A 19,084-nucleotide genomic window follows, 5' to 3' on the forward strand; every position below is an offset into this window, starting at 1 on the left:
CAGGTCGGGGGCGCGGGCCGTCCTCGGTGACAGGGGCGGACGGGACCCCACCCCGCCGGCCCGGGGCGAGCCGGGCCGACGGAGAGCTGTGGGATCAGGGCGTCGGGGCGGCGACGACCTTGACGTTCACCGTGCCGACGCCCTCCTCGCTGTCGTCGGTCGTGGACGTGGCGATCACCGCGAAGGTGGTGGCCGTCTCGTCCTCGCCGATGGTGAGGAGCCCGTTCTCGTCGATGGTCGTGTCGGGGCTCTGCGCGTTCAGCAGGCTCCAGGTCACGTCCTCGTCGGCGGTGAACTGCTGGCTCGCGCCGACCTCGACCTCGTACTCGAACTTGCCCGTGTAGGGCTGGATGTCGACGCCGGTCCAGCCGACGGCGATGGCCGGCTGCCACGCCCACTTCTCCTGGACGACCCAGGTGGTGCCGGTGGGCAGGATGTAGCCGGGCTCGACCTCGAGGCCGGAGGTCAGCTGCGGCTGCAGCAGCCCACCGCCGCTGTAGGACTTGGTGAACGTGACGGTGTCGCCGTCCACCGTCTTGTCCTCGGTCTGGTTGCGGCGGGTCGTCGTGTAGACCGAGTTCTCGATGAGCTGGATGTTCCGCTCGTCGGCCCCCGAGGCGTCGTAGGTCTTCGCGGCGGTCTGGTCGGTCACGAGCGAGCCGACGCCGTCGCCGTCCTCGGCGTAGTAGTAGGTCGTGTCGTCCTGCACCACGCTCAGCGTGTAGGTCGCCGCGGTGGTGACCTGCGTGGGGTCGGTGAGGTTCGCCAGGCCGTAGAAGGAGTAGGCGACGACGGTGCCGTCGACGGTCGTGCCGCCGCCACCCTGCTGGGCCTCGTAGGCGTAGACGCTGCCGATGTCGTAGGTCTTGCTGACCGCGGTGCTGCCGACGGCGGCACCGTCGACCGAGACGGTCATCGTCGAGTAGACGGGGACGAACGCCCAGTTGTGGTAGAGGATCGCGATCTGCGACTCGCCGCCGGTGCCCTGGACCTCGAAGTCGGTGCCCGGCACGAGGGTCAGGCTGTCGCCCTCCTCGCTGTGCAGGGTGATCTCGACGTCGTCGGCGGTGAGGCCGGAGCCGTCCACCCCCGTCGGCCAGGTGACGTAGACGTCGTCGGCCAGGGAGTCGGCCAGGTTCGGCTCGTCGCCATCGCCGACCCAGGTGAGCTTCGGCTTCGCACCCGGCGCAGGGGCGCTGCCGGTCTTGTCCGCGAGCGTCGCCCACTCCGGGGTGACGGTCGTGCCGTCGCCGTACAGGCCGGTGGCGTCGGCGGTGTAGTTGTAGCCGTAGATGTAGACGTGGGCACCGAAGTCGTGGCTGGCCACCGGGAGACCGCGGTAGGTCAGGCCGCTGACCTCGAGGTTGTAGTAGTAGTTGCCCTGACCGTCGCCGCCCAGGCAGCTCCACTCGCGACCACTGTTGACGTCCGAGGTCAGGTAGCCCTGGGTGTCCATCTCCAGGTCGCCCGCCGAGAGCTCGTACGTGGAGGTCCCGTCGACGAAGTCGGGCAGGTCGGTGGCCTCGAAGTCGTACTCCTCCGGGTAGTACCCGTCGCCGTCCACCAGCGCCACCGAGGCGCCGGAGGTCCCGATCTCCGAGTCGTCGAGCCCGGGCAGGTGCAGGCTGATGGCGGCCTGGCTGTCGTCGCCGTAGTGGACGACCTCGCCGAAGGCCTGCTTCAGCGTGCTCTTGCCGTGAGTGTAGGCCGTGCCGTACAGGCTCGAGTCCACCGTCAGCTTCGGCAGCACGATGCGACCGACCTTCTTGGTGGTCGCCTTGGACGACCCCTTCCCGGTCTTGAGCGCCCCGGCCGGCGTCCGGACGTCCAGCGCCCGCGAGCCGTTGGCGGTGAACCCGTCGATCCTGCCCGCGTGGAGCTTGACGACCAGCGTCGAGCGGTCCTTCGACAGGTGCGCGACCGCGACACCCTCGGTGTCGGTGAAGGCCGGGCGGCCGTCCGGCAGCCTGAACCACGAGGTCACGTCACCGGCGGAGGACGCCTTCCACAGCCGCTTGCCGGTGGCGTTCAGCCGCAGGGTGTAGGTGGCGGCGTGGTCCAGCCGCAGGGAGGCGCCGCCCTGGACCGAGAAGGCCGAGGGCGTGGACGCGGGGGCGGCCGTGGCCCCGGTGGTGGCGAGGCCGCCGACGGCCAGCGCACTGAGCGCGAGCGCACCGCCGGCCACGAGTGCCTGGGCTGATCTGATCACGGTTCCTCCGTCCGGCCCGGAGCACTTCTGCCTGAGTTCGGGCCTTAAACACTGCTGAAAGGTGGCTTAGAGTGAGCGCGCTCACAGTAGGAGGGTGGATTTTGCGCGTCAATAGAACTCTTGAACACAGTTACTTCACAGGAGACCTTCCCGAGAGCGCCGCGGCGCGCAGGACGGCCTCCCTGTGAGGGGGCTGCAGGACGGGCCGACCTCCGGCGACCACCGCGCGGAGGCGAGTCGCGGCCCGACCGACCACGCGGTGGGCCCGAGCCGACGGAGCCGGGACGTCGTCATGGCCTGCGTGGCGGCGGAGGGGCCGCTGTCCCGCGCGCAGATCATGCAGGTCACCGGCCTGTCCCGCGGAACGGTGGCGGGCGTGGTGGCGCAGGCCCTCGAGGGCGGACGCCTCGTGGAGAGCCTCGCGGAGCAGGCCGGCTCGCGGGGCCGTCGCCCCACCGTCCTGCAGCTCCCGTCGCCCCGGGGCCTCCTCCTGGCGCTGGACGTCGGGCACGCCCACGTCGGCACGACGATCGCCACCGGGGCCGGGGAGGTCCTCGAGCAGCGGTGGTGCACCGGCCCGGTGGACGACGACCCGGTGGGGGCCTTGCGATCATCAGTTGTACGCATGAGGGCGCTGGTGGAGCGTCACCCGCGGCACGGGCGCACCCTGGCGCTCGGGGTCTCGGTGCCGCAGCCGGCGCTGCCCGACGGGCGCGTCGCGGGCCGGGAGGCCCCGACCCTGGTCCCCGGCTGGTGCGGGGTCGACGTGCACGCCGAGCTGGCCGCCCTCGGGGTGCCCCTCGCCGTCGAGAACGACGCCAACGCCGCTGCCCTCGCCGTGGCCGCCGAGACCCACGAGCCGCACGACCCCGGGACGGACGCGTCGGGTGGCGGCAGCGTCGTCTACGTGAAGCTCAGCACCGGGCTCGGCATGGGCACGGTGCTCGACGGGCGACTCGTGCGCGGCAGCAGCGGCCTGGCCGGGGAGGTGGGCCACCTGGTGATCGCCCCCGAGGGCCAGATCTGCAGCTGCGGGAACCGGGGCTGCCTGGAGTCGCTCGCGTCCCTGCCGGCGGTCTGCCGGGCCCTCGCGCCCGTGCACGGCCACCTCGTCCCGGACGACCTGGGCGGTCTCGTCGCCCGCGGGGACGTCCCCGCGGTGCGGGCGCTGCGCGACGCCGGCCTGGCGCTGGGCACCGCCCTCGCCCCGGCGCTGGCCGCGCTCGGCGTCCCGCCCGTCGTGGTGGCGGGCCCGCGGGACCTCTCGCTCGAGCCCACCATCGCGGGCGTGCGCTCCCGCCTGCTCGACCTGCTGCACCCCGAGCTCGCGCGGCGCGTCCGCGTCTCGTGCGGCCCCTACGACCACACCGCGTCGCTGCGCGGCGCGCTCCGCCTGGCCCAGGACCTGGCGGTGCGGGCGGGGTGAGGGCGGGCGGGGTGAGGGCGAGCGGGGGCGGGCCTCAGACCCCCGCGGCCAGGACCCGCTGCGCCTCCCGCTCGGCGGCGGTGTTGAGGACGCCGGCCCGCGAGCCGTTCAGCTTGGCGGCGATGTGCTCGTCGATGCTGACGGGCGCGTAGAGGGCGGGGTGCGCCTCGTCCACGAAGCCGGGCAGCGGGCCGACGGTCTTCTCGGCGTCACCGTCGAGGAAGAAGGCGGCCGAGCGGCGGCGCTGGATCGTCCCGCCGACGATCGGCGGCTTCACCCGGTGCAGGGTCGAGAGCCACTGCTCGTTGGTGAGCCGGGTGGTGAGGTCGCCGAGGTTGACCAGGAGCGCGCCGTCCGTGGGCATGACGTCGTGCCACTCCCCCTCCCGCAGCACCTGGAGCCCCTTGACCTGGTCGGCCCACAGCACGGTGACGATCCCGAAGTCGGTGTGCTCCCCCATGCCGACGAGGTCCTCGTCCAGCTCGACCTCGATCCCGGCGTCGAGGGCGTAGTTGTTCATCCGCAGCAGCTCGATGGGGTGCCCGACGAGGTCGGTGAGGGTGCCGGGGCGGACGCCCAGGGCGTCCTCGAAGACGTCGACGAGCACGCGGGCGACGCGGGCCGCCTCCCGCCGCCAGGCCTCCACGGCCTCGCGGAACCCCGGCACGTCCGGCCAGGTGTTCTCGGCGTAGTGCCCGGCGACGCCCAGGTCGTCGAGGTCGAGGCCGGGGTGCTCCGAGACGGACGCGCCGATGTTGAAGGCCTCGAAGAAGTCCTTCATCCGCGTCTCGGACTGGACGCCGAGGCTGAGCGCGAGGCTCTCCGACTTCGGCGCCGTGTACCCGCGGTTCTCGTGCGCGGGCCGCACCCACGCCTTCTTGGCCTCCAGGTCGAGGCCGAAGAACGCGTCGAGCGCGGCGGCGAACGCGTCCGCGGTGGCGGTCGGCACGCCGTGGCCCACCACCTGGACGAAGCCGACCTCCCGGCACGCGGCGTCCATCGCCCGGGCGCAGGCGGCGCGCTCGTCGTCGGTGCCGCCGCGCACGTAGGCCGAGACGTCGACGGTGGGGACGGAGAAGGGCGGCTGGTCGCTGGGCTGCTGGGTATTGGGCTGCTGGGTCACGGGTGCTCCTGCGGGGTGGCGGTGGTCGGCGGGTGGTGCTGCCCCGGAGGTGTCCGCTTTCCCGGCTCGCCGCGTCCGTGCGCTGCGCCTTGCTGTCCGTTGGCTCCGGCGAGGCCGAGGCTACGCCGCCCGGGTGACGCCGATGTTTCGGCGCCGCGGGGCCGAGGTCGTGTGCCTGGAGGACGCGCTGGGGGCGCGCTCAGGCACACGACCTCGCGGTCGCGCTGAGCCTCAGCCCGCGACGGGCGGGGTGGTGCCGGTGCGCAGCAGCGCGACGGCCCGGCCGGCCGCGTCCGCGCCCGAGGTGAGGGCGCCGTCCATCCACCCGACCCAGCGGCGGGAGAGGTCGCCGCCGGCGAAGAGGACCGGCCCGGACGTCGCGGCGAGGTCCGCCCAGCCCTGCTGCTGGCCGGCCCGGGCGGTGTGCCAGGTGCCGCGCGCCCAGGGGTCGTTGAGCCAGTCGTGGCCCAGGTTCTCCTCGGCCACCACCGCCTCGGGGTAGCGGCGGGTCAGCTCACCGATGACGGCGGTCGTGGTGGTGGCCGGGTCGGTGGGGTCGACCAGCTCGAAGGCCGCGACGGCCTGGCCGCGCTCGGCCGGCACGGTGTAGGCCTCGGGCACCAGCGGCCAGCCCAGCGTCATCAGCGGCGCGGGCAGGCCCTCGGTGTGCAGCCACACCTTCGCCACCCGCCCGGCCTGCCCGACGGCGATCGCCTCGCGGGCGGCGGGGGTGAGCTCGACGTCCAGGTCGACGTCGCGCAGCGTGTTGACGGGGACGGCGACCACCACGGCGTCCGCGGTGAGGGTCTCGGTGTCGGTGACGACCTCGACGCCGCCGGCGGGCAGCACGCGGACGGCGCGCACGGGCGTGCCGAGGCGCACGACACCCTCGGGCAGACCGGCGGCAATGGCGGCCGCGAGGGTGCCGGTGCCCCCGGCGACCCGGCGGGAGTCGCCCTCGAACGCGGCCTCGACCGAGCCGTAGGAGGCGATCTCGTGGAGCATCGTGAGGGCGCTGTACTCGTCGGCGTGGGCGCCCATGAGGGCGCAGCAGCGGATGTGGACGCGGTCGCGCGCGGCGCCCTCGGCCCCGATGGAGTCCAGGTAGGCGTTGAACGGGACGTCGAGGTCGGCGGCCGCCGCGTGCCAGTCGGCGCTCCGGGCGTCGACGCGGGCGGCGTCCTTCTCGAGGGCGACGACGAGGGCCTCGAACGCGACGAGCTCGTCACCGACCAGGGGCTGGTCGCCGTGGCGCAGGCCCGCGTCGAGGAACCAGTCCGAGCGGCCGTCGGCCTCGGGCTCCACCAGGGCGAGGCCGTGGCGCGCGAGCTCGGCCTCGATGGTGGTGTGGTGCCCCGGGGAGACCCACTCGGCGCCCATGTCCATCGCGAAGCCGGTCGACTCGTCGACGACGCTCCAGGTGCGCCCGCCCACCCGCTCGCGCGCCTCGAGCACGGTCGTCTCCACGCCCTGCGCCAGGAGCTCCCGGGCGGCGGCGAGCCCCGCCAGACCCGCCCCGACCACGATGACCCGCTCGCTCATGCCTGCTCCTCCGGGCGGCTCGGTGGCCGCCGTCCTCGTTCGTCAAGACTTGTGTAGCGGTCGCTACAGAATGAAGCAGACGCTACAGTGCGACCGGTGACCCGTCGACCCCGCGAGGCGCTCCTCGAGCGTGTGACCGACCACGTGCTCGAGCACGGCGTCGTGGGCCTGACGCTGCGCCCGGTCGCCGCGGCGGTCGGCACGAGCGACCGGATGCTCGTCTACCACTTCGGCACCCGCGACGACCTCGTCATGGCCGTCGTGCTGCGCACCGAGGAGCGGTCGATCGCGGCCATCGACGCGCTGCCCGCGGCGTCCGGCGTGCGCGCGGGCGTCAACGCGCTGTGGCGCGCCTACCAGACGGAGCCGCTGGCCTCGGGCCTGCGCGTCTACCTCCAGGCGGCCGCCACCGGGCTGCTCGGGCAGGAGCCGCACCGCTCGGGGGCACGGGCCGGCGGCGAGCGCTGGGTCGGCGCGATCCGCGCCTACCTCGTGCGTTGCGGGGTGCCGGCCGAGCGGGCACCCCGGGTCACGGCCCTGGTGGACTCCTCGCTCTACGGCTTCCACCTCGACCTGGTCACCGACACCCCCGACGAGCTCGCCCAGGGCGTCGACGACCTCGCGGTCGCGGCGGCCGCCCTGGCCGATCTTTCCCTGGCCGGCCGGGCGGACTGACGGGCTCCTGGCCGCCGCTGGTGGCCCGGCTCAGCGCCAGTCGAAGTGCTCGCGGAAGAGCCGTGAGCGGCGCACGCCGCCGTCGACCAGCCCGCGCTGGAGCGAGGCGACCATCGGCTCTGGGCCGCAGAGGAAGACCGAGACGTCGGCCGGGGCGGCCGGCACGGCGTCCAGCACCCGCTCGGCGGTGAGCCGACCGTCCACCCGGGAGCGCACCAGGTGCAGGTGGAGGTCGTCGTGAGCGTCCACGATGCCCTCGATCTCCTCCAGGTACGGCGCCTCGTCGGCGACGGAGTAGAAGAGGTCGACCCGCCCGCGCGGCGGCTGGGCCTCGAGCGAGCGCAGCCACGACAGGAAGGGCGTGACGCCGACGCCGCCGGCGATCCACACCTGGTCGGCGGTGCCCTTGGCGTGGGTGAAGCGGCCGTGCGGCCCGCTGACCACGGCGGGCATGCCCGGGCGGACGAGCTCCCCGACCGAGCTGGTGTAGTCGCCCAGCGCCTTGATCGTGACCCGCAGCTCCGGCTCCGACGGCGAGCCGGCCAGCGTGAACGGGTGCCGGTGCCAGCCGTCCTTCGCCTCGAGATTCAACATGGCGAACTGCCCCGGGGAGAACCGCAGCGGCTTGCCGAGGGGGCGCAGCGCCACCTCCGTGAGGCCCTCGCCCACCGCGCTGACCCTCGCGACCTGGTAGTCGCGCAGCCCGTGGCCGCGCCGGGCGAACAGCTCGCGGTACACGTAGAAGGCCAGGCCGATCCCGCTCGTGACGACGTAGACCCAGGCGAGGACGGGGGCGTCCGCGAAGGGCGAGGCGTCCGCCAGGCCGTGGGCGAAGCCGATCGCGAGGAAGAGCCCGGTGAGGCGGTGCACCTGACGCCAGAGGTCGTAGCTGCCGAGCAGCCGGCCCAGGAGGTCGGCCGGCGGCCACGCGCGCGCGGCCTCCACCCAGCCGCGGACCGCCCGCGGCGTGATCGAGCGCCAGCGCGGGAGGATGGCCCACACCGCCAGCGTCACCAGGCCCACGGTGGCCACGACGCCCGCGGGGTTCGCCCACGAGGAGCTGCTGTGGTGGTGGGCCAGCAGGATGTGCGGGAGCAGGAGGACCAGCCCGAGGATCGCCACCCGGCGGTGCCAGATCGCGGCGCGGTCGATCCCGTCGAACCAGGTGTCGACCCAGGGCAGGGTGCTGACGAGCACCATCGCCTCGCTCATGAGGAGCACCGACAGCGCCCCCGCGAGCTGGCCGACGTACGAGCCGGTCTGCTCCCCGGCGGGCCGGGCCCACCACCAGAGCAGGCAGACGGCGAGGGGCAGCGCGACCACCACGGCGGGGCCGACCCGTCCGGTGAGCGCGGTCGTCCTCAGGCCCCTGGTGCCGTTCTCGTGCACGGGGCCGACGGTAGCGGCGCTCACGGGAGACGCACAGCGTTCTTGTCGGAGTCGTTCTCGGGGTCGTCCTCGGGGGCCTGCTCGCCGCGGGAGGACGCCCGCCGCCGCAGCACCGCCACGGCCGCCGGGATCAGCGAGATCGCGACGAGGGCGAGGGTCACCAGGTCGACGTGCGTCGCGACGAACGGCACGTCGCCGAGGTACCAGCCTGCGGCCATGAGCAGGAGCACCCAGAGCGCACCGCCGAGCACGTTGTAGGCCGTGAACCGGCGGCGCGGCATGTCGAGGGTGCCGGCCACGACGGGGGTGAAGGTCCGCACGAGGGGCACGAAGCGGGCCAGGACGACGGCCTTGTGGCCGTGGTGGAGGAAGAACTCGTGCGCGGCGTCGATGTGGTGCCCGGACAGCCAGCGGGGGCGGTGGCCGCCCTGCTCCCGCGGCACGATGAGCCGCACGCCCCACCGGCGGCCGATGAGGTACCCGACCTGGTCGCCCAGCGCGGCCCCCAGCCACGCCACGAGGCCGATGAGCCAGACCGGGGCGGACAGCACGCCGGACGAGGCCAGCAGGCCCGCGGCGAAGAGCAGCGAGTCGCCGGGCAGGAAGAAGCCCACCAGCAGACCGGTCTCGACGAACAGCACGGCCCCGACCAGCACCGCGGCCCACGGGCCGAGGGAGGAGAGCAGCGGGGTCAGGTAGGACATCACAGCCCTACGGTTGCCCACCGCGCCTGCAGTCAACCTGACCGCCGCTCCCCCGGCGGGGTGAGGGGGACCACGACAGGGCGCCGGGCACCGCGCGACCAGGCCGTGCTCGGGCCGGGCTCAGGCCGTCACGGCCCGGCCCCGGGTGCGCAGGACGGTGGGCAGCAGGCCGACGCCGAGCAGCGCCAGGCAGGCGACCGGGGGAAGCAGGGCCGAGACCACGGCCACGGGCGGTGCGCCGGCCGCGAGCACGGTCCCGAGCCCCACGGCCAGGCCCGGCACCGGCGCGAGGACCCAGCAGACCGAGAGCACGAGCACCGACAGCAGGACGCCGACCGGGACGCAGTCCCCTCGGCCGGCGACCAGCAGCAGCGCGCCGCCCCAGGGCTGCCCGGCCAGCACCACCACGGCGAGCACCTGGACGAGCGCAGCGGGCCGGACGGCGTCCAGGCCCCCCAGGAGGAGGACGACGGGCGCGGCGAGCACCGCCACGCCGACCAGCCGTCGCGCCCAGCGCACGGAGCGCGGCGCCGCCGCGGCGCCGCGACCGGAGCGTGGTGCCCGGTGGGTCGCGGCCAGGGCGGCGAGCGCGGCGAGGGCGGACGTGAGCAGGCAGAGCCCGGCGGCGGCCAGGAGCACCGCGCACAGCTGGAGCTGCGGCAGCCGGGAGGGGGCCACGTCGAGCCGGCCGGCGTCCACCGCCACGTGCCAGCGCCAGGCGGCCCAGACCCCCAGCCCCGTGAGCTGAGCGGCGGGCACCACGAGGGCCCCGAGCGCGACCTCGCGCAGACGGCCGGCGCGGTCGGCGCCCGCGGCCACCAGGACGCAGCCCGCGGCCAGCGCCAGCAGGGCCGGCGTCCAGCGGGGGTGGACCGTGGCCCCCTCCCAGCGGGTGACGACCTCGGGGGTGGGGCCCACCACCAGCACGGCGGCGGCCACCAGGGCGCCGAGCTGCACCCAGGTGCTGCCGACGCGACGACGCATCTCCATGGCTCGATCGTCGGCGGGCGCGGGACCGTGACCCAGCGCCGTCACGGTGAATTACCCCAGTCGCGGGACGCACTCCCTCGCCGCGTCCCGCACCTGGGGGTCGCCGGGGCTCAGGCCCCGGCGGGGTGGGCGCGGCGCAGCGCCGGGACGGTGTCGACCACCAGCAGCAGGCCCGCGGCGACGGCCGGCACGAGCAGCAGCGGATCGGCCTTCAGCTCCAGGGCGGTGGCGGGCACCATCGCCCAGGCGACCCCCAGCACCGCGACGGCCAGCAGGGCGCCGCGCTGGGCTCCCCACTGGGCGCCGGCCAGGCCCCGGGAGGCGAAGAGCAGGCCGCCGCCCCAGGGCAGCCCCACGACGAGGACGAGCGCGACGAGGGACGAGGGGTCGCGGAGCTCGGAGCCCCCGGTGAGCACCAGGAGCGGCGGGTAGCCGAGGAGCAGGAGGACGCCGAGCAGCAACCGCGCCACGCGGGTGGCACGGCCGGGGCCGCCCCCCGGGGCCGCCGGGCCGGTCGGTGTCCGGCGCACCAGCACCACGACGCTCGCGACGAGCAGCGCACCGGTGCCCGCGAGCAGCGCCGCGCACAGGACGAGCTGCTGGGCCAGCGCCTGCGAGGGCACGAACCCGTAGAAGGTGACGACCTTCCAGTGGCGCGCGGCCCAGAGGCCGAGCCCGGCCAGCTGCGCGCCGCAGACCACCAGGGCACCGAGGCCGGCGCCCCAGCGTGGGGACCCGGGACGGGCCTTGGCGGAGACGAGGACGGCGACGACGGCCACCACCAGGATCGCGACGACCCAGACGGGGTAGATCGTCCGCGACTCCCACTGCTGCACGACGAGGCGCGGCCGCGGCCCGAGAACCAGGACGGCGGCGGCGAGCAGCGCGAGGAGCTGCACCGCCGCGAGTCCGGCACGACCGGAGGAGTTCATGACCAGATGGTGGAGCGCCCAACACCTGACGGGCACGGAGCGGGCTCGAATTTCCCCAGGTCCGGGTACCGCCCCGGGCACTGCCCCGATGCCGGGCGGGCCGACGCCGAGCGGGCCGCCGCCCGACGGTCAGGTCCCGTGCAGGTGCCGGGCGACACCCTCCGTGTCATGACGCGCTCCCAGCCGCCCTCCGCCGCCATGCCCGCCGCCACGCGCGCCGCCTCCCCGGCGTCCTCCCCGACGACCTCGACGGGCCGCACGTTCGCCCGGCCCAAGGTGCCCGAGGTCCTCGTGGTGTTCTGGGTGGTCAAGCTGCTGACCACCGGCATCGGCGAGACCGCCGCCGACTTCCTCGGCACCTGGAACCTCGTCGCGGCGGGGGTCATCGGCGTGGGCGGGTTCTTCGCCCTGCTGTGGTGGCAGCTCCGGGCCGACTCCTACCACCCGGTCCGCTACTGGGGCACCGTCCTCGGCGTCGCGCTGTTCGGCACGATGGTCGCCGACGGCCCGCACGTCGCGCTCGGCACTCCCTACGCGGTCGACTCGCTGCTCTACCTGGGTGCCCTGCTCGGCGTCCTGGCCTGGTGGCGCCGCAGCGAGGGCACCCTCGACATCCACTCGATCACCACCCCGCGGCGCGAGCGGTTCTACTGGGGCACCGTCCTCCTCACCTTCGGCCTCGGCACGGCGCTGGGCGACACGACCGCCTCCGAGCTCGGCCTCGGCTACGCGTGGTCGGTGGTGCTGTTCGGCGCGCTCATGCTGGTGCCGCTGGTCGCGTGGCGGCTGGGTGCCTCCGCCGTCGCGTGCTTCTGGACGGCGTACTCCCTGACCCGTCCGCTCGGCGCGAGCATCGCGGACGGGCTGGCGGTCGCCCGCACGTCCACCCCTCCGGGCCTGGGCCTCACCACCGGCGTCGTCACGCTGGTCGGGCTGGTCGCGTTCGCCGTGCTCGTCGGCTGGCTGTGGGTGACCCACTCCGACGAGGACCACTCCGACCACCCCGCCGACCCCGCCTGAGGTGCCGGCGACCACGGGAGCGCGCGATCGGGGTGGATGCGGTGGACGAGACGCACCGCATCCACCCCGATCAGGGTCTCCCGACGGACGAGCCCCGCGTCAGACCGCGGCCCGCGCCTCCGCCACCCGCCGCCGCACGCGCAGCAGCCGGATCGCGGTGACGAGACCGATTCCGCCCAGCACGTTGCCGAGGGCGGCCCAGGCGAAGACCTGGACGAGCGTGCCGAGACCGATGTCGGCGCCGGCCATCATCGCGCCCATCACCAGCACGGTGTCGAGGATGCAGTGGAACAGCTGCGCACCGACCAGCAGCGGCCCGAGCAGCAGCGCGGGGACGATCTTGACCCCGAGGCTCTCGGTCGCGTGCTGCATCCGGGTCATGAGCGTGATCACCGCGCCGGCCAGCACCGCCAGCGCCAGGCTCTCCCCGGAGACGCCCAGCCCCGCGTAGTGCAGCCCGTTCTCGACGACCACGTCCTCCAGGTCGGGCCGCGCCGTGACGAGCAGCCAGATCACCAGCGCCCCGCCGAGCAGGTTGGTGAGCGCGGTGACGGCCCAGAGCCGGGCCAGGCCCCACCAGGTGCCGTGCCGGGCCACCACCGAGGTGACCGGCACGAGGAAGTTCTCGGTGAACAGCTCGCTGCGCGCCAGGAGCAGCGCCACGAACCCCACGCCGAAGGCGAGCGAGGCGAGCAGCGGCTCGCCGGTCTCCTTCTCCACCACCAGGTAGGCGAGGATGCCGAAGCCCACGTCGATGCCGCCCAGCAGGCCGGTCGACACCTGCGCCAGCAGGGGGCGCTCCAGGCGCTCCTGCCCCTCCTCGACCAGTCGGTCGAAGGCCTCCTCGACGGCCGGCTCCGGGTGGCCGTCCCGCGTCTCGCTGCTGCTCACAGGAGAAGCCTAGGAGCGGCCGGACCACCCTCTCGGTGCACGCGCTGCGCCGAGGAACGGCCTCCGGGGGGCGACGGTCAGGCGAAGACGATCGTGTGGTTCTCGTGGCGCATGACGCGGTCCTCCGCGTGCCAGTGCACCGCCCGCGAGAGGACGTCGCGCTCGACGTCCGCGCCGCGTCGCTGGAGCGAGGCCGCCGTGTCGGCGTGGGTCACCCGGATGACGTCCTGCTCGATGATCGGGCCCTCGTCGAGGTCCTCGGTGACGTAGTGCGCCGTGGCGCCGATGAGCTTCACGCCCCGCTGCTTGGCCTTGGCGTACGGGCCGGCGCCGATGAAGGCGGGCAGGAACGAGTGGTGGATGTTGATGATCGGCACGCCGACCTTGGCGATGAAGTCGCCCGAGAGGATCTGCATGTAGCGGGCGAGCACGACGAAGTCGACGTTGCCGTCCAGCAGCCGCAGGTGCTCGGCCTCGGCGGCGGACTTGTCCGGGCCGGCCGAGGGCACGTGGAAGAACGGGATGCCGAACGAGCGCACCTCGGGGGCGGTGTCCGGGTGGTTGGAGATGACCATCGCGATGGTGACGGGCAGCTCGCCGCGGCGGTGGCGCCACAGCAGGTCCAGCAGGCAGTGCTGGGACTTGGAGGCGAAGATCGCGACCCGCTTGCGCACCGAGGTGTCGCGCAGCGTGAAGTCGAGCTCGAAGTCGGCCAGCGCCGCCGTGAGGTCGTCGCTGATGGCCGGGAGCGCCGCCGCCAGGCCCTCGAGGCTGAACTCGGTGCGCTGGAAGAAGTTCCCGCCGAGCGGGTCGTCGGAGTACTGGTCGAGCGAGATGATGTTCGCGCCGTGCCGGGTGAGCACCTCGGCGATGGCGGCGACGATGCCCCGGCCGTCGCGGCCCTGCACGACCAGCGAGGCGGTGCTGCCACCGCCGCCCGACAGCGGGAGCGGGGCGGCCGTGGTCGACGAGGCGTCCGGGACGGTCACGAGAACAGTTCCTCCTGCGAGCGGGGCGAGCGGCGGGGACGTCTCCCCACGAGCGCACACGGTACTTCCGCCGGGCCGCGTCCGGGGCACCGGCGCCGCGTCAGCCGCCGGTGCGCCCGCACTGGCTCAGCCGACGGTGCGCCCGGGCCGCCCGCGCCGCCCGACCGGCGGGTAGACCAGCGACAGCACGGCGGCGAGCGTGAAGTAGCTGCGGACCAGCCGGAAGAACAGGTACTCCGGCACGTAGAGGACGGCCAGGGGCCGCCGCCACGCCAGGCACACCCCGATCGCCACGAGCATGGGCAGGCCCAGCACGGTGGCCGCCACCGGCTGCCAGCGCAGCCCCGCGAACGGGCCGCTGAAGACGCCCTCCAGCACCAGGGCGAACAGCAGGAGCGGCAGCAGCATCGCCCGGTGGGCGGCGTTGAGCAGCTGGAACGGCAGCACGACCGCGCCGGCCATCGAGGTGCGCCCCAGCACGGCGCTGCGGTTGTGCGAGGTGACGTGGTAGATGCTGCGGAACCAGCGGACCCGCTGCTCGCGCAGGTGGGCCCAGCTCTGCGGGGTCTCGGAGGCGTAGGACGCCCGGGGCTCGCTGAGCGAGCGGTACCCGGCGGCGCCCATCCGCAGGCAGATGTCGGTGTCCTCGCCGTTCATGCCCTGGACGATCGGCCCGACCGCTCGCAGCGCCTCGGCGCGGTAGACGACGAACATGCCGGGCTCGCCGACCACGCCGTCGAACCCCATGAGCGCGACCTGGAAGAACCCGTGCCGCACCAGCACCTCCACGAGCCGCACCCGGTCGAAGAAGCTGCGCCGACCGGTCGGCAGCGGGAGCCCGCCCACCGCGCCGACGTCCGGCCGCGAGAAGTGCCGCAGGCACAGGTCCAGGCAGCGCTCCCCCACCAGCGTGTCGGCGTCGATGCGGGCCACGAACGGCTCGCGGACGCGGGACAGCCCCTGATTGAGCGCGACCGCCTTGCCCGGCTCCCGGCACGACGTCACCTCCCCCGTCATCGCGGTGCACGCGGCGATCGCCTCGAGCGCCACGGTGGCCGTGGTGTCGGTGGAGGCGTTGTCGACCACGTAGAGGTGCACCGGCCCGGCGTACGCGGCCGCCGCGGTGTCGACCGCGGCGATGGTCGCAGCGATCAGGTGGGCCTCGTTGTGCGCCGGCACCAGGACGCCCACGGGCGGCGAGAAGGACGCGCGCCGCGACCGGCGCACGAGGAGCAGCCCGAACCCCAGCCCCACCACCGCGAAGACCTGCTGCACGAGGAAGAGCCCCGGTCCCACGCCGCCCAGCAGCGCGTGCTGCCGGGCCCACGCCACGACCCCCTGGAGCAGCACCAGGGCCAGCGCGGCCCCCACGAACGCCACCAGGAGCGCGACCCCGAGCCGCACCCAGGCGTGCCAGGCGATGCGGCCGGTGGCCGCGTCCCCCGGCCGGCGGGTGCCGCTGCGGGCGGCCGGCTCCGGGGGCAGCTGGGCGTTGGCCAGGACGACGACCGGGAACAGCGCCATCCCCGCCAGCGCCGCCAGGACCTGCTGGGACTGCACGTCCACACCCACACCGAGGGCCCGGTGGACGGCGAGCGCCACCAGGTCGATCGCCAGGCAGACGAGGAGGAACCCGCCCACGAGCTGGGCAGCCATGACCAGGCGGCGACCGAGCGTCGTCGCCAGCGAGGCGACCACCGCCACGTAGAAGGTGAGCACGAAGACGCGCGCGGGCACCTGCGCCGCCGGGCCCCCGGGGTCGGCGCCCGTGAACCACACGAGGTCGCGGCCCTGCCGGAACCAGCCCGCGTCCATCGCCACCGCCATCGCCAGCAGCCCCAGCACCGAGAGCGCGAGGAACAGCACGACGGCCTGGTTGGCGGCGCGCGCCGGGCGGTCCAGGGCGTACCGCGCCGGCGCGCTGTCGACCGAGCGGTAGTGGTCCGCGACCGCCTCCGGGCTGCCGGGTGCGCCGACGTCCGGCGCGTCGGTGGCCGTCACCCCGCGTCGCCCCCCGTCACCCCGTGCCCCCGGCGCGCACCGGTGGCAGGCTCACGACCCGCCCCGCGGTGTCCACCTCCACCCCGCCGCCCCCGGCGGGGAGCACCCAGGCGCCCTCGCGGCCGAGGTCCGGCAGGACGGCCTCCCCCGACCCGACCGCCGTGACCACCACGCCGGTCGCCCCCTGCCCCCCAACCCCCTGCGCCTCGACGCGCTGCACCACGACCCCGTCGGCGAGCGGGCCGGTCTCGACCCCGGCGGCCGTCACGGCGCCGCTCCCGGCGTCCACCTGGACCGTGGCCGACGCGGGCGGCTCCCCGACCAGCAGGAACGGCCTGCCCTGCGGCGCGTCGGACTCGACCAGCCGCAGCGTCGGCTGCCATGGGGCGAGCTCGGCGAGCGTCGGCACGAGGGCCGTGAGCGTGGCGGCCGGGTCGGCCACCGCGGCGTCCGGCAGGACGACGTCCACCCCGGCGGAGAAGGCGTCGACCACCCCGACGAACCCGCCGGAGCTCGCCGACCCGCCGGCGCCGCCCAGCTCCAGGACGGAGCCGGGCAGGAGCTGGACGTCGTAGGTGGTCTGGCGGACGTGGCAGCCACCGACGTCCCGGTCGCGGACGAGCGTGACGACGAGCTGGTTGCGCACCGCGGCCAGGCGGGCCGGCAGGGGCACGCTCACCCGCGCCGTCGTGGCGTCGCCGGGCAACCGGTCGGAGGCCACGAGCTCGTCGCCCAGCTGCACCTGGACCAGCCAGCGGGCGTCGTCGGAGGTCGGGGGCAGGCTCCAGGACAGCAGCGCGCGGGTCGGCACCTCGCCGCCCGGCAGGTCGGCGAGGCTGTAGCGCACCCGCCAGGTGTGCCGGTCCGTGAGCTGCTGGACGCCGGTGTCGGCGCCCAGGGAGGCCAGGGTGACCGTGCCGCCCGCACCGTCCGCGGCGACCCGGGCGGGCTCGAGGGTCACGGGCTCGGCGGTCGGGCCGTCCGCCGTGGCCAGCGCGGCGGTGGTGAGCAGCGTCCCGACGGCGGCGCCGCCCGGCTCGGTGACCGCGAGGGCGGGGCCGCCCCCGGCGTCCGCGACCACCACCGTGCCGTCGGCCGGGTCGCCCCCGGTGGCCCCGCCGACCTCCTCGGGCGTCCCGACGAGGACCGTGCCGGGGCCGGCGTCGTCCGCGTCGGTGGAGAAGGTCACCGCGTGGCCGGCCTGGGTGAGCGCGACGCCCAGCCGCGCGGCCGTGGCGACCCACTCCGCCCCCGCGGAGAGCTCGACGAGGGTGACCTCGTGGCCGAGGGTGGCGGCGACGTCGCGCACGGTGGTGAGCGGCCCGTCGACGTCGGCCTCCACCCGCGTGCCGTCGGGATCGAGGACGACGAGCGCCCCGAGGTCCTGGGTGAGGGTGCAGCGCCGCTGGTCGGCCGTGCCCGTGAGCCTCACCTGCACGCGCACCGAGCCGTCGGCCACCGCCGAGGCGGGCAGGTCGGCCTCCACGTCGAGCCGGTGGGCGCCGGTGGGCAGCCGGGAGACGTGCACGGCCTGGCCGTCGGCGAGGACCCGGAGGGAGACCGAGCTCGTCGAGGGCGACCGCGTCGTGCCGACCAGCCGCACCCAGGCGTCCTCGACCCCCGCGTCGACCGGGAGCGTCACGGTGAAGGTCTGGGAGGTGCTGTTGTCGTCCGAGAGCCGCAGCCCGTCGACCGCCCCGGTGTCGGCCAGGGTCGTGACGACGTCGCCCTCGTCGTGGCGCTGGCGGGCGTCGCCCGGGGCCCCCGAGCCGCCCCGGTCGTCCTCGTCGAGGACGGCCGGGCGCAGCAGCGCGAACGCGACGACGAGCAGGACCACGAGACCCAGCGCCACCAGCGCGCCCCGGGGCAGCCAGCCCCCGCGGCCGGACGACGGCTGCTCCCCCTGCTCGGGCGGCGGGTCGGGCGACTCCGGTACCGGCGTGGCCTCCTCCTCCGGGCCGCTCACCGGCCCGCCTCCGCGGGGGCCGCGGCCGCGCGCCGCTCGGCGTTCCAGCAGGCCGTGGCCGGGACGCGGGCTGGGTCGACCCGGCCGGCGTAGCGGCGGGCGGTCTCCAGCGACTCCTCCAGCAGCCGCTCCTCCAGCAGGATCGGCTCGAGCCCGAGGTCGCGGAGCTGGTCGGTCCGCACCTCCAGCTCGTTCTCGGCCGCCTCGGCGCGCGGGTTCGGCACGTGGGCGACCTCGGCCCCCAGCAGCCGGTGCAGCATCGCGGCCAGGTCGCGCACCCGCAGGGTCTCGGCGACCTGGTTCATGATCCGGACCCGCCCGCCGACCACGGCGTCCCCGCTCTCCACGGCCAGACGCACGCAGCGCACCGTGTCCTCGAGGTTGATGAAGGCGCGCGTCTGGCCGCCGGTGCCGTGCACCGTGAGCGGGAGGCCGAGCGCGGCCTGCACGAGGAACCTGTTGAGCACCGTCCCGTAGTCGCCGTCGTAGTCGAACCGGTTGACCAGGCGAGGGTCCAGGCGCGTCTCCGGGGTCTGGGTGCCCCACACGATCCCCTGGTGCAGGTCGGTGATCCGCAGGCCGTCGTTCTGCGCGTAGAACTGGAAGAGGAGCTGGTCCAGGGACTTGGTGAGGTGGTACACGCTGCCGGGCCGCGTCGGGTAGAGCACGTCCCGCTCGATCGACGCGCCCGTCCGGTCGGGGTAGCTGACGTGGAGGTACCCCTCGGGCAGGTCGACGGCCGCCGTCTCGTAGCCGTAGACGCCCATGGTGCCGAGATGGACGACGTGGGCGTCGAGCCCCACCTCCACCAGCGCGGCCAGCAGGTTGTGGGTGGCGTTGACGTTGGTGTCGACGGTGTAGCGCTTGTGGGCGGCGTCGCGCATCGAGTACGGCGCGGCCCGCTGCTCGGCCAGGTGGACGACGGCCTCCGGCCGCTCCGCCGCGAGCAGGGCCGCCAGCCGCTCGGGCTCGCGCGCGAGGTCGAGCCGGACGTGGCGCACGACGAGCCCGGTGACCTCCCACCAGGCGGCCAGGCGCTCGGGCAGCGGGCGCACGGGCGTGAGCGACTCGACGCCGAGCTCGTCGTCCGTCCTGCGCCGCACCAGGCTGTCGACCACGGTCACGTCGTGCCCGTGCCGTGAGAGGTGGAGGGCGACCGGCCACCCGCAGAAGCCGTCACCGCCGAGGACCGCGATCCGCATGAGACCTCCCGGAGTCCGGGGAGAG

At 75.0% G+C, this 19,084-nt stretch carries 15 protein-coding genes; 3 read left to right on the forward strand and 12 right to left on the reverse strand.

Going from position 1 to position 19,084, the window contains the following annotated elements; genetic code table 11:
- Window positions 1-94: 94 nt before the first annotated feature.
- Window positions 95-2,209, reverse strand: a complete 2,115-nt coding sequence (locus E8D37_RS15370; RefSeq protein WP_168929776.1) for a hypothetical protein — start codon at window positions 2,207-2,209, stop codon at window positions 95-97.
- A 184-nt stretch (window positions 2,210-2,393) separates the two neighbouring features.
- Between E8D37_RS15370 and E8D37_RS15375 the strand changes: the two genes are divergently transcribed.
- Window positions 2,394-3,635 carry an ROK family protein gene (locus E8D37_RS15375; RefSeq protein WP_136570711.1) on the forward strand — a complete coding sequence of 414 codons (1,242 nt, stop codon included), beginning with the start codon at window positions 2,394-2,396 and terminating at the stop codon, window positions 3,633-3,635.
- Between the two features lie 34 nt (window positions 3,636-3,669).
- Here E8D37_RS15375 and E8D37_RS15380 read toward each other — a convergent pair whose 3' ends face one another.
- Entirely contained in the window at window positions 3,670-4,758 is a 1,089-nt protein-coding gene (locus E8D37_RS15380; RefSeq protein ID WP_240770480.1) for a 2-oxoglutarate and iron-dependent oxygenase domain-containing protein, read from the reverse strand.
- A gap of 231 nt (window positions 4,759-4,989) precedes the next feature.
- A complete protein-coding gene (locus tag E8D37_RS15385) occupies window positions 4,990-6,300 on the reverse strand; it encodes an NAD(P)/FAD-dependent oxidoreductase (RefSeq protein ID WP_136570712.1) in 1,311 nt (436 codons plus the stop codon).
- A gap of 96 nt (window positions 6,301-6,396) precedes the next feature.
- Here E8D37_RS15385 and E8D37_RS15390 point away from each other — a divergent pair, with 96 nt between their 5' ends.
- The gene (locus tag E8D37_RS15390; RefSeq protein WP_136570713.1) at window positions 6,397-6,975 is read left to right on the forward strand and encodes a TetR/AcrR family transcriptional regulator; all 579 of its coding nucleotides are present in this window, start codon (window positions 6,397-6,399) and stop codon (window positions 6,973-6,975) included.
- Window positions 6,976-7,005: 30 nt separating this feature from the next.
- Here the strand turns inward: E8D37_RS15390 and E8D37_RS15395 are convergent, their stop codons facing one another.
- The 4 genes from E8D37_RS15395 to E8D37_RS15410 form a co-directional block, all read right to left on the reverse strand.
- Window positions 7,006-8,364 (reverse strand): hypothetical protein, encoded by a 1,359-nt coding sequence (locus tag E8D37_RS15395; protein ID WP_136570931.1) that lies wholly within the window; start codon window positions 8,362-8,364, stop codon window positions 7,006-7,008.
- 20 nt (window positions 8,365-8,384) lie between these two features.
- A complete protein-coding gene (locus E8D37_RS15400; protein WP_136570714.1) occupies window positions 8,385-9,068 on the reverse strand; it encodes a VTT domain-containing protein in 684 nt (227 codons plus the stop codon).
- Between the two features lie 120 nt (window positions 9,069-9,188).
- A complete protein-coding gene (locus tag E8D37_RS15405; RefSeq protein ID WP_136570715.1) occupies window positions 9,189-10,058 on the reverse strand; it encodes a hypothetical protein in 870 nt (289 codons plus the stop codon).
- A gap of 110 nt (window positions 10,059-10,168) precedes the next feature.
- Complete coding sequence (locus E8D37_RS15410) at window positions 10,169-10,990, reverse strand: hypothetical protein (RefSeq protein ID WP_136570716.1); 822 nt, start codon at window positions 10,988-10,990, stop codon at window positions 10,169-10,171.
- A gap of 168 nt (window positions 10,991-11,158) precedes the next feature.
- Here E8D37_RS15410 and E8D37_RS15415 point away from each other — a divergent pair, with 168 nt between their 5' ends.
- The gene (locus E8D37_RS15415) at window positions 11,159-12,010 is read left to right on the forward strand and encodes a hypothetical protein (RefSeq protein WP_136570717.1); all 852 of its coding nucleotides are present in this window, start codon (window positions 11,159-11,161) and stop codon (window positions 12,008-12,010) included.
- 99 nt (window positions 12,011-12,109) lie between these two features.
- Here the strand turns inward: E8D37_RS15415 and E8D37_RS15420 are convergent, their stop codons facing one another.
- The 5 genes from E8D37_RS15420 to E8D37_RS15440 all read right to left on the reverse strand — a co-directional run bounded on the left by E8D37_RS15420 (window position 12,110) and on the right by E8D37_RS15440 (window position 19,059).
- Window positions 12,110-12,901 (reverse strand): formate/nitrite transporter family protein, encoded by a 792-nt coding sequence (locus E8D37_RS15420; protein WP_136570718.1) that lies wholly within the window; start codon window positions 12,899-12,901, stop codon window positions 12,110-12,112.
- 77 nt (window positions 12,902-12,978) lie between these two features.
- A complete protein-coding gene (purU, locus tag E8D37_RS15425; RefSeq protein ID WP_240770481.1) occupies window positions 12,979-13,890 on the reverse strand; it encodes a formyltetrahydrofolate deformylase in 912 nt (303 codons plus the stop codon).
- A 126-nt stretch (window positions 13,891-14,016) separates the two neighbouring features.
- On the reverse strand, window positions 14,017-15,891 hold the full coding sequence (locus E8D37_RS15430; RefSeq protein WP_136570719.1) for a glycosyltransferase family 2 protein: 1,875 nt from the start codon (window positions 15,889-15,891) through the stop codon (window positions 14,017-14,019).
- 16 nt (window positions 15,892-15,907) lie between these two features.
- Window positions 15,908-17,857, reverse strand: a complete 1,950-nt coding sequence (locus E8D37_RS15435; protein ID WP_136570720.1) for a hypothetical protein — start codon at window positions 17,855-17,857, stop codon at window positions 15,908-15,910.
- Window positions 17,854-19,059, reverse strand: a complete 1,206-nt coding sequence (locus tag E8D37_RS15440; protein WP_136570721.1) for an NAD-dependent epimerase/dehydratase family protein — start codon at window positions 19,057-19,059, stop codon at window positions 17,854-17,856. The genes E8D37_RS15435 and E8D37_RS15440 overlap by 4 nt, the downstream gene beginning before the upstream one ends.
- Between the last annotated feature and the right edge of the window lie 25 nt (window positions 19,060-19,084).

Origin of the sequence: Nocardioides sp. GY 10127, assembly GCF_004919085.1 — a bacterium.
In the GTDB taxonomy this organism is placed as follows: Bacteria; Actinomycetota; Actinomycetes; order Propionibacteriales; family Nocardioidaceae; genus Nocardioides.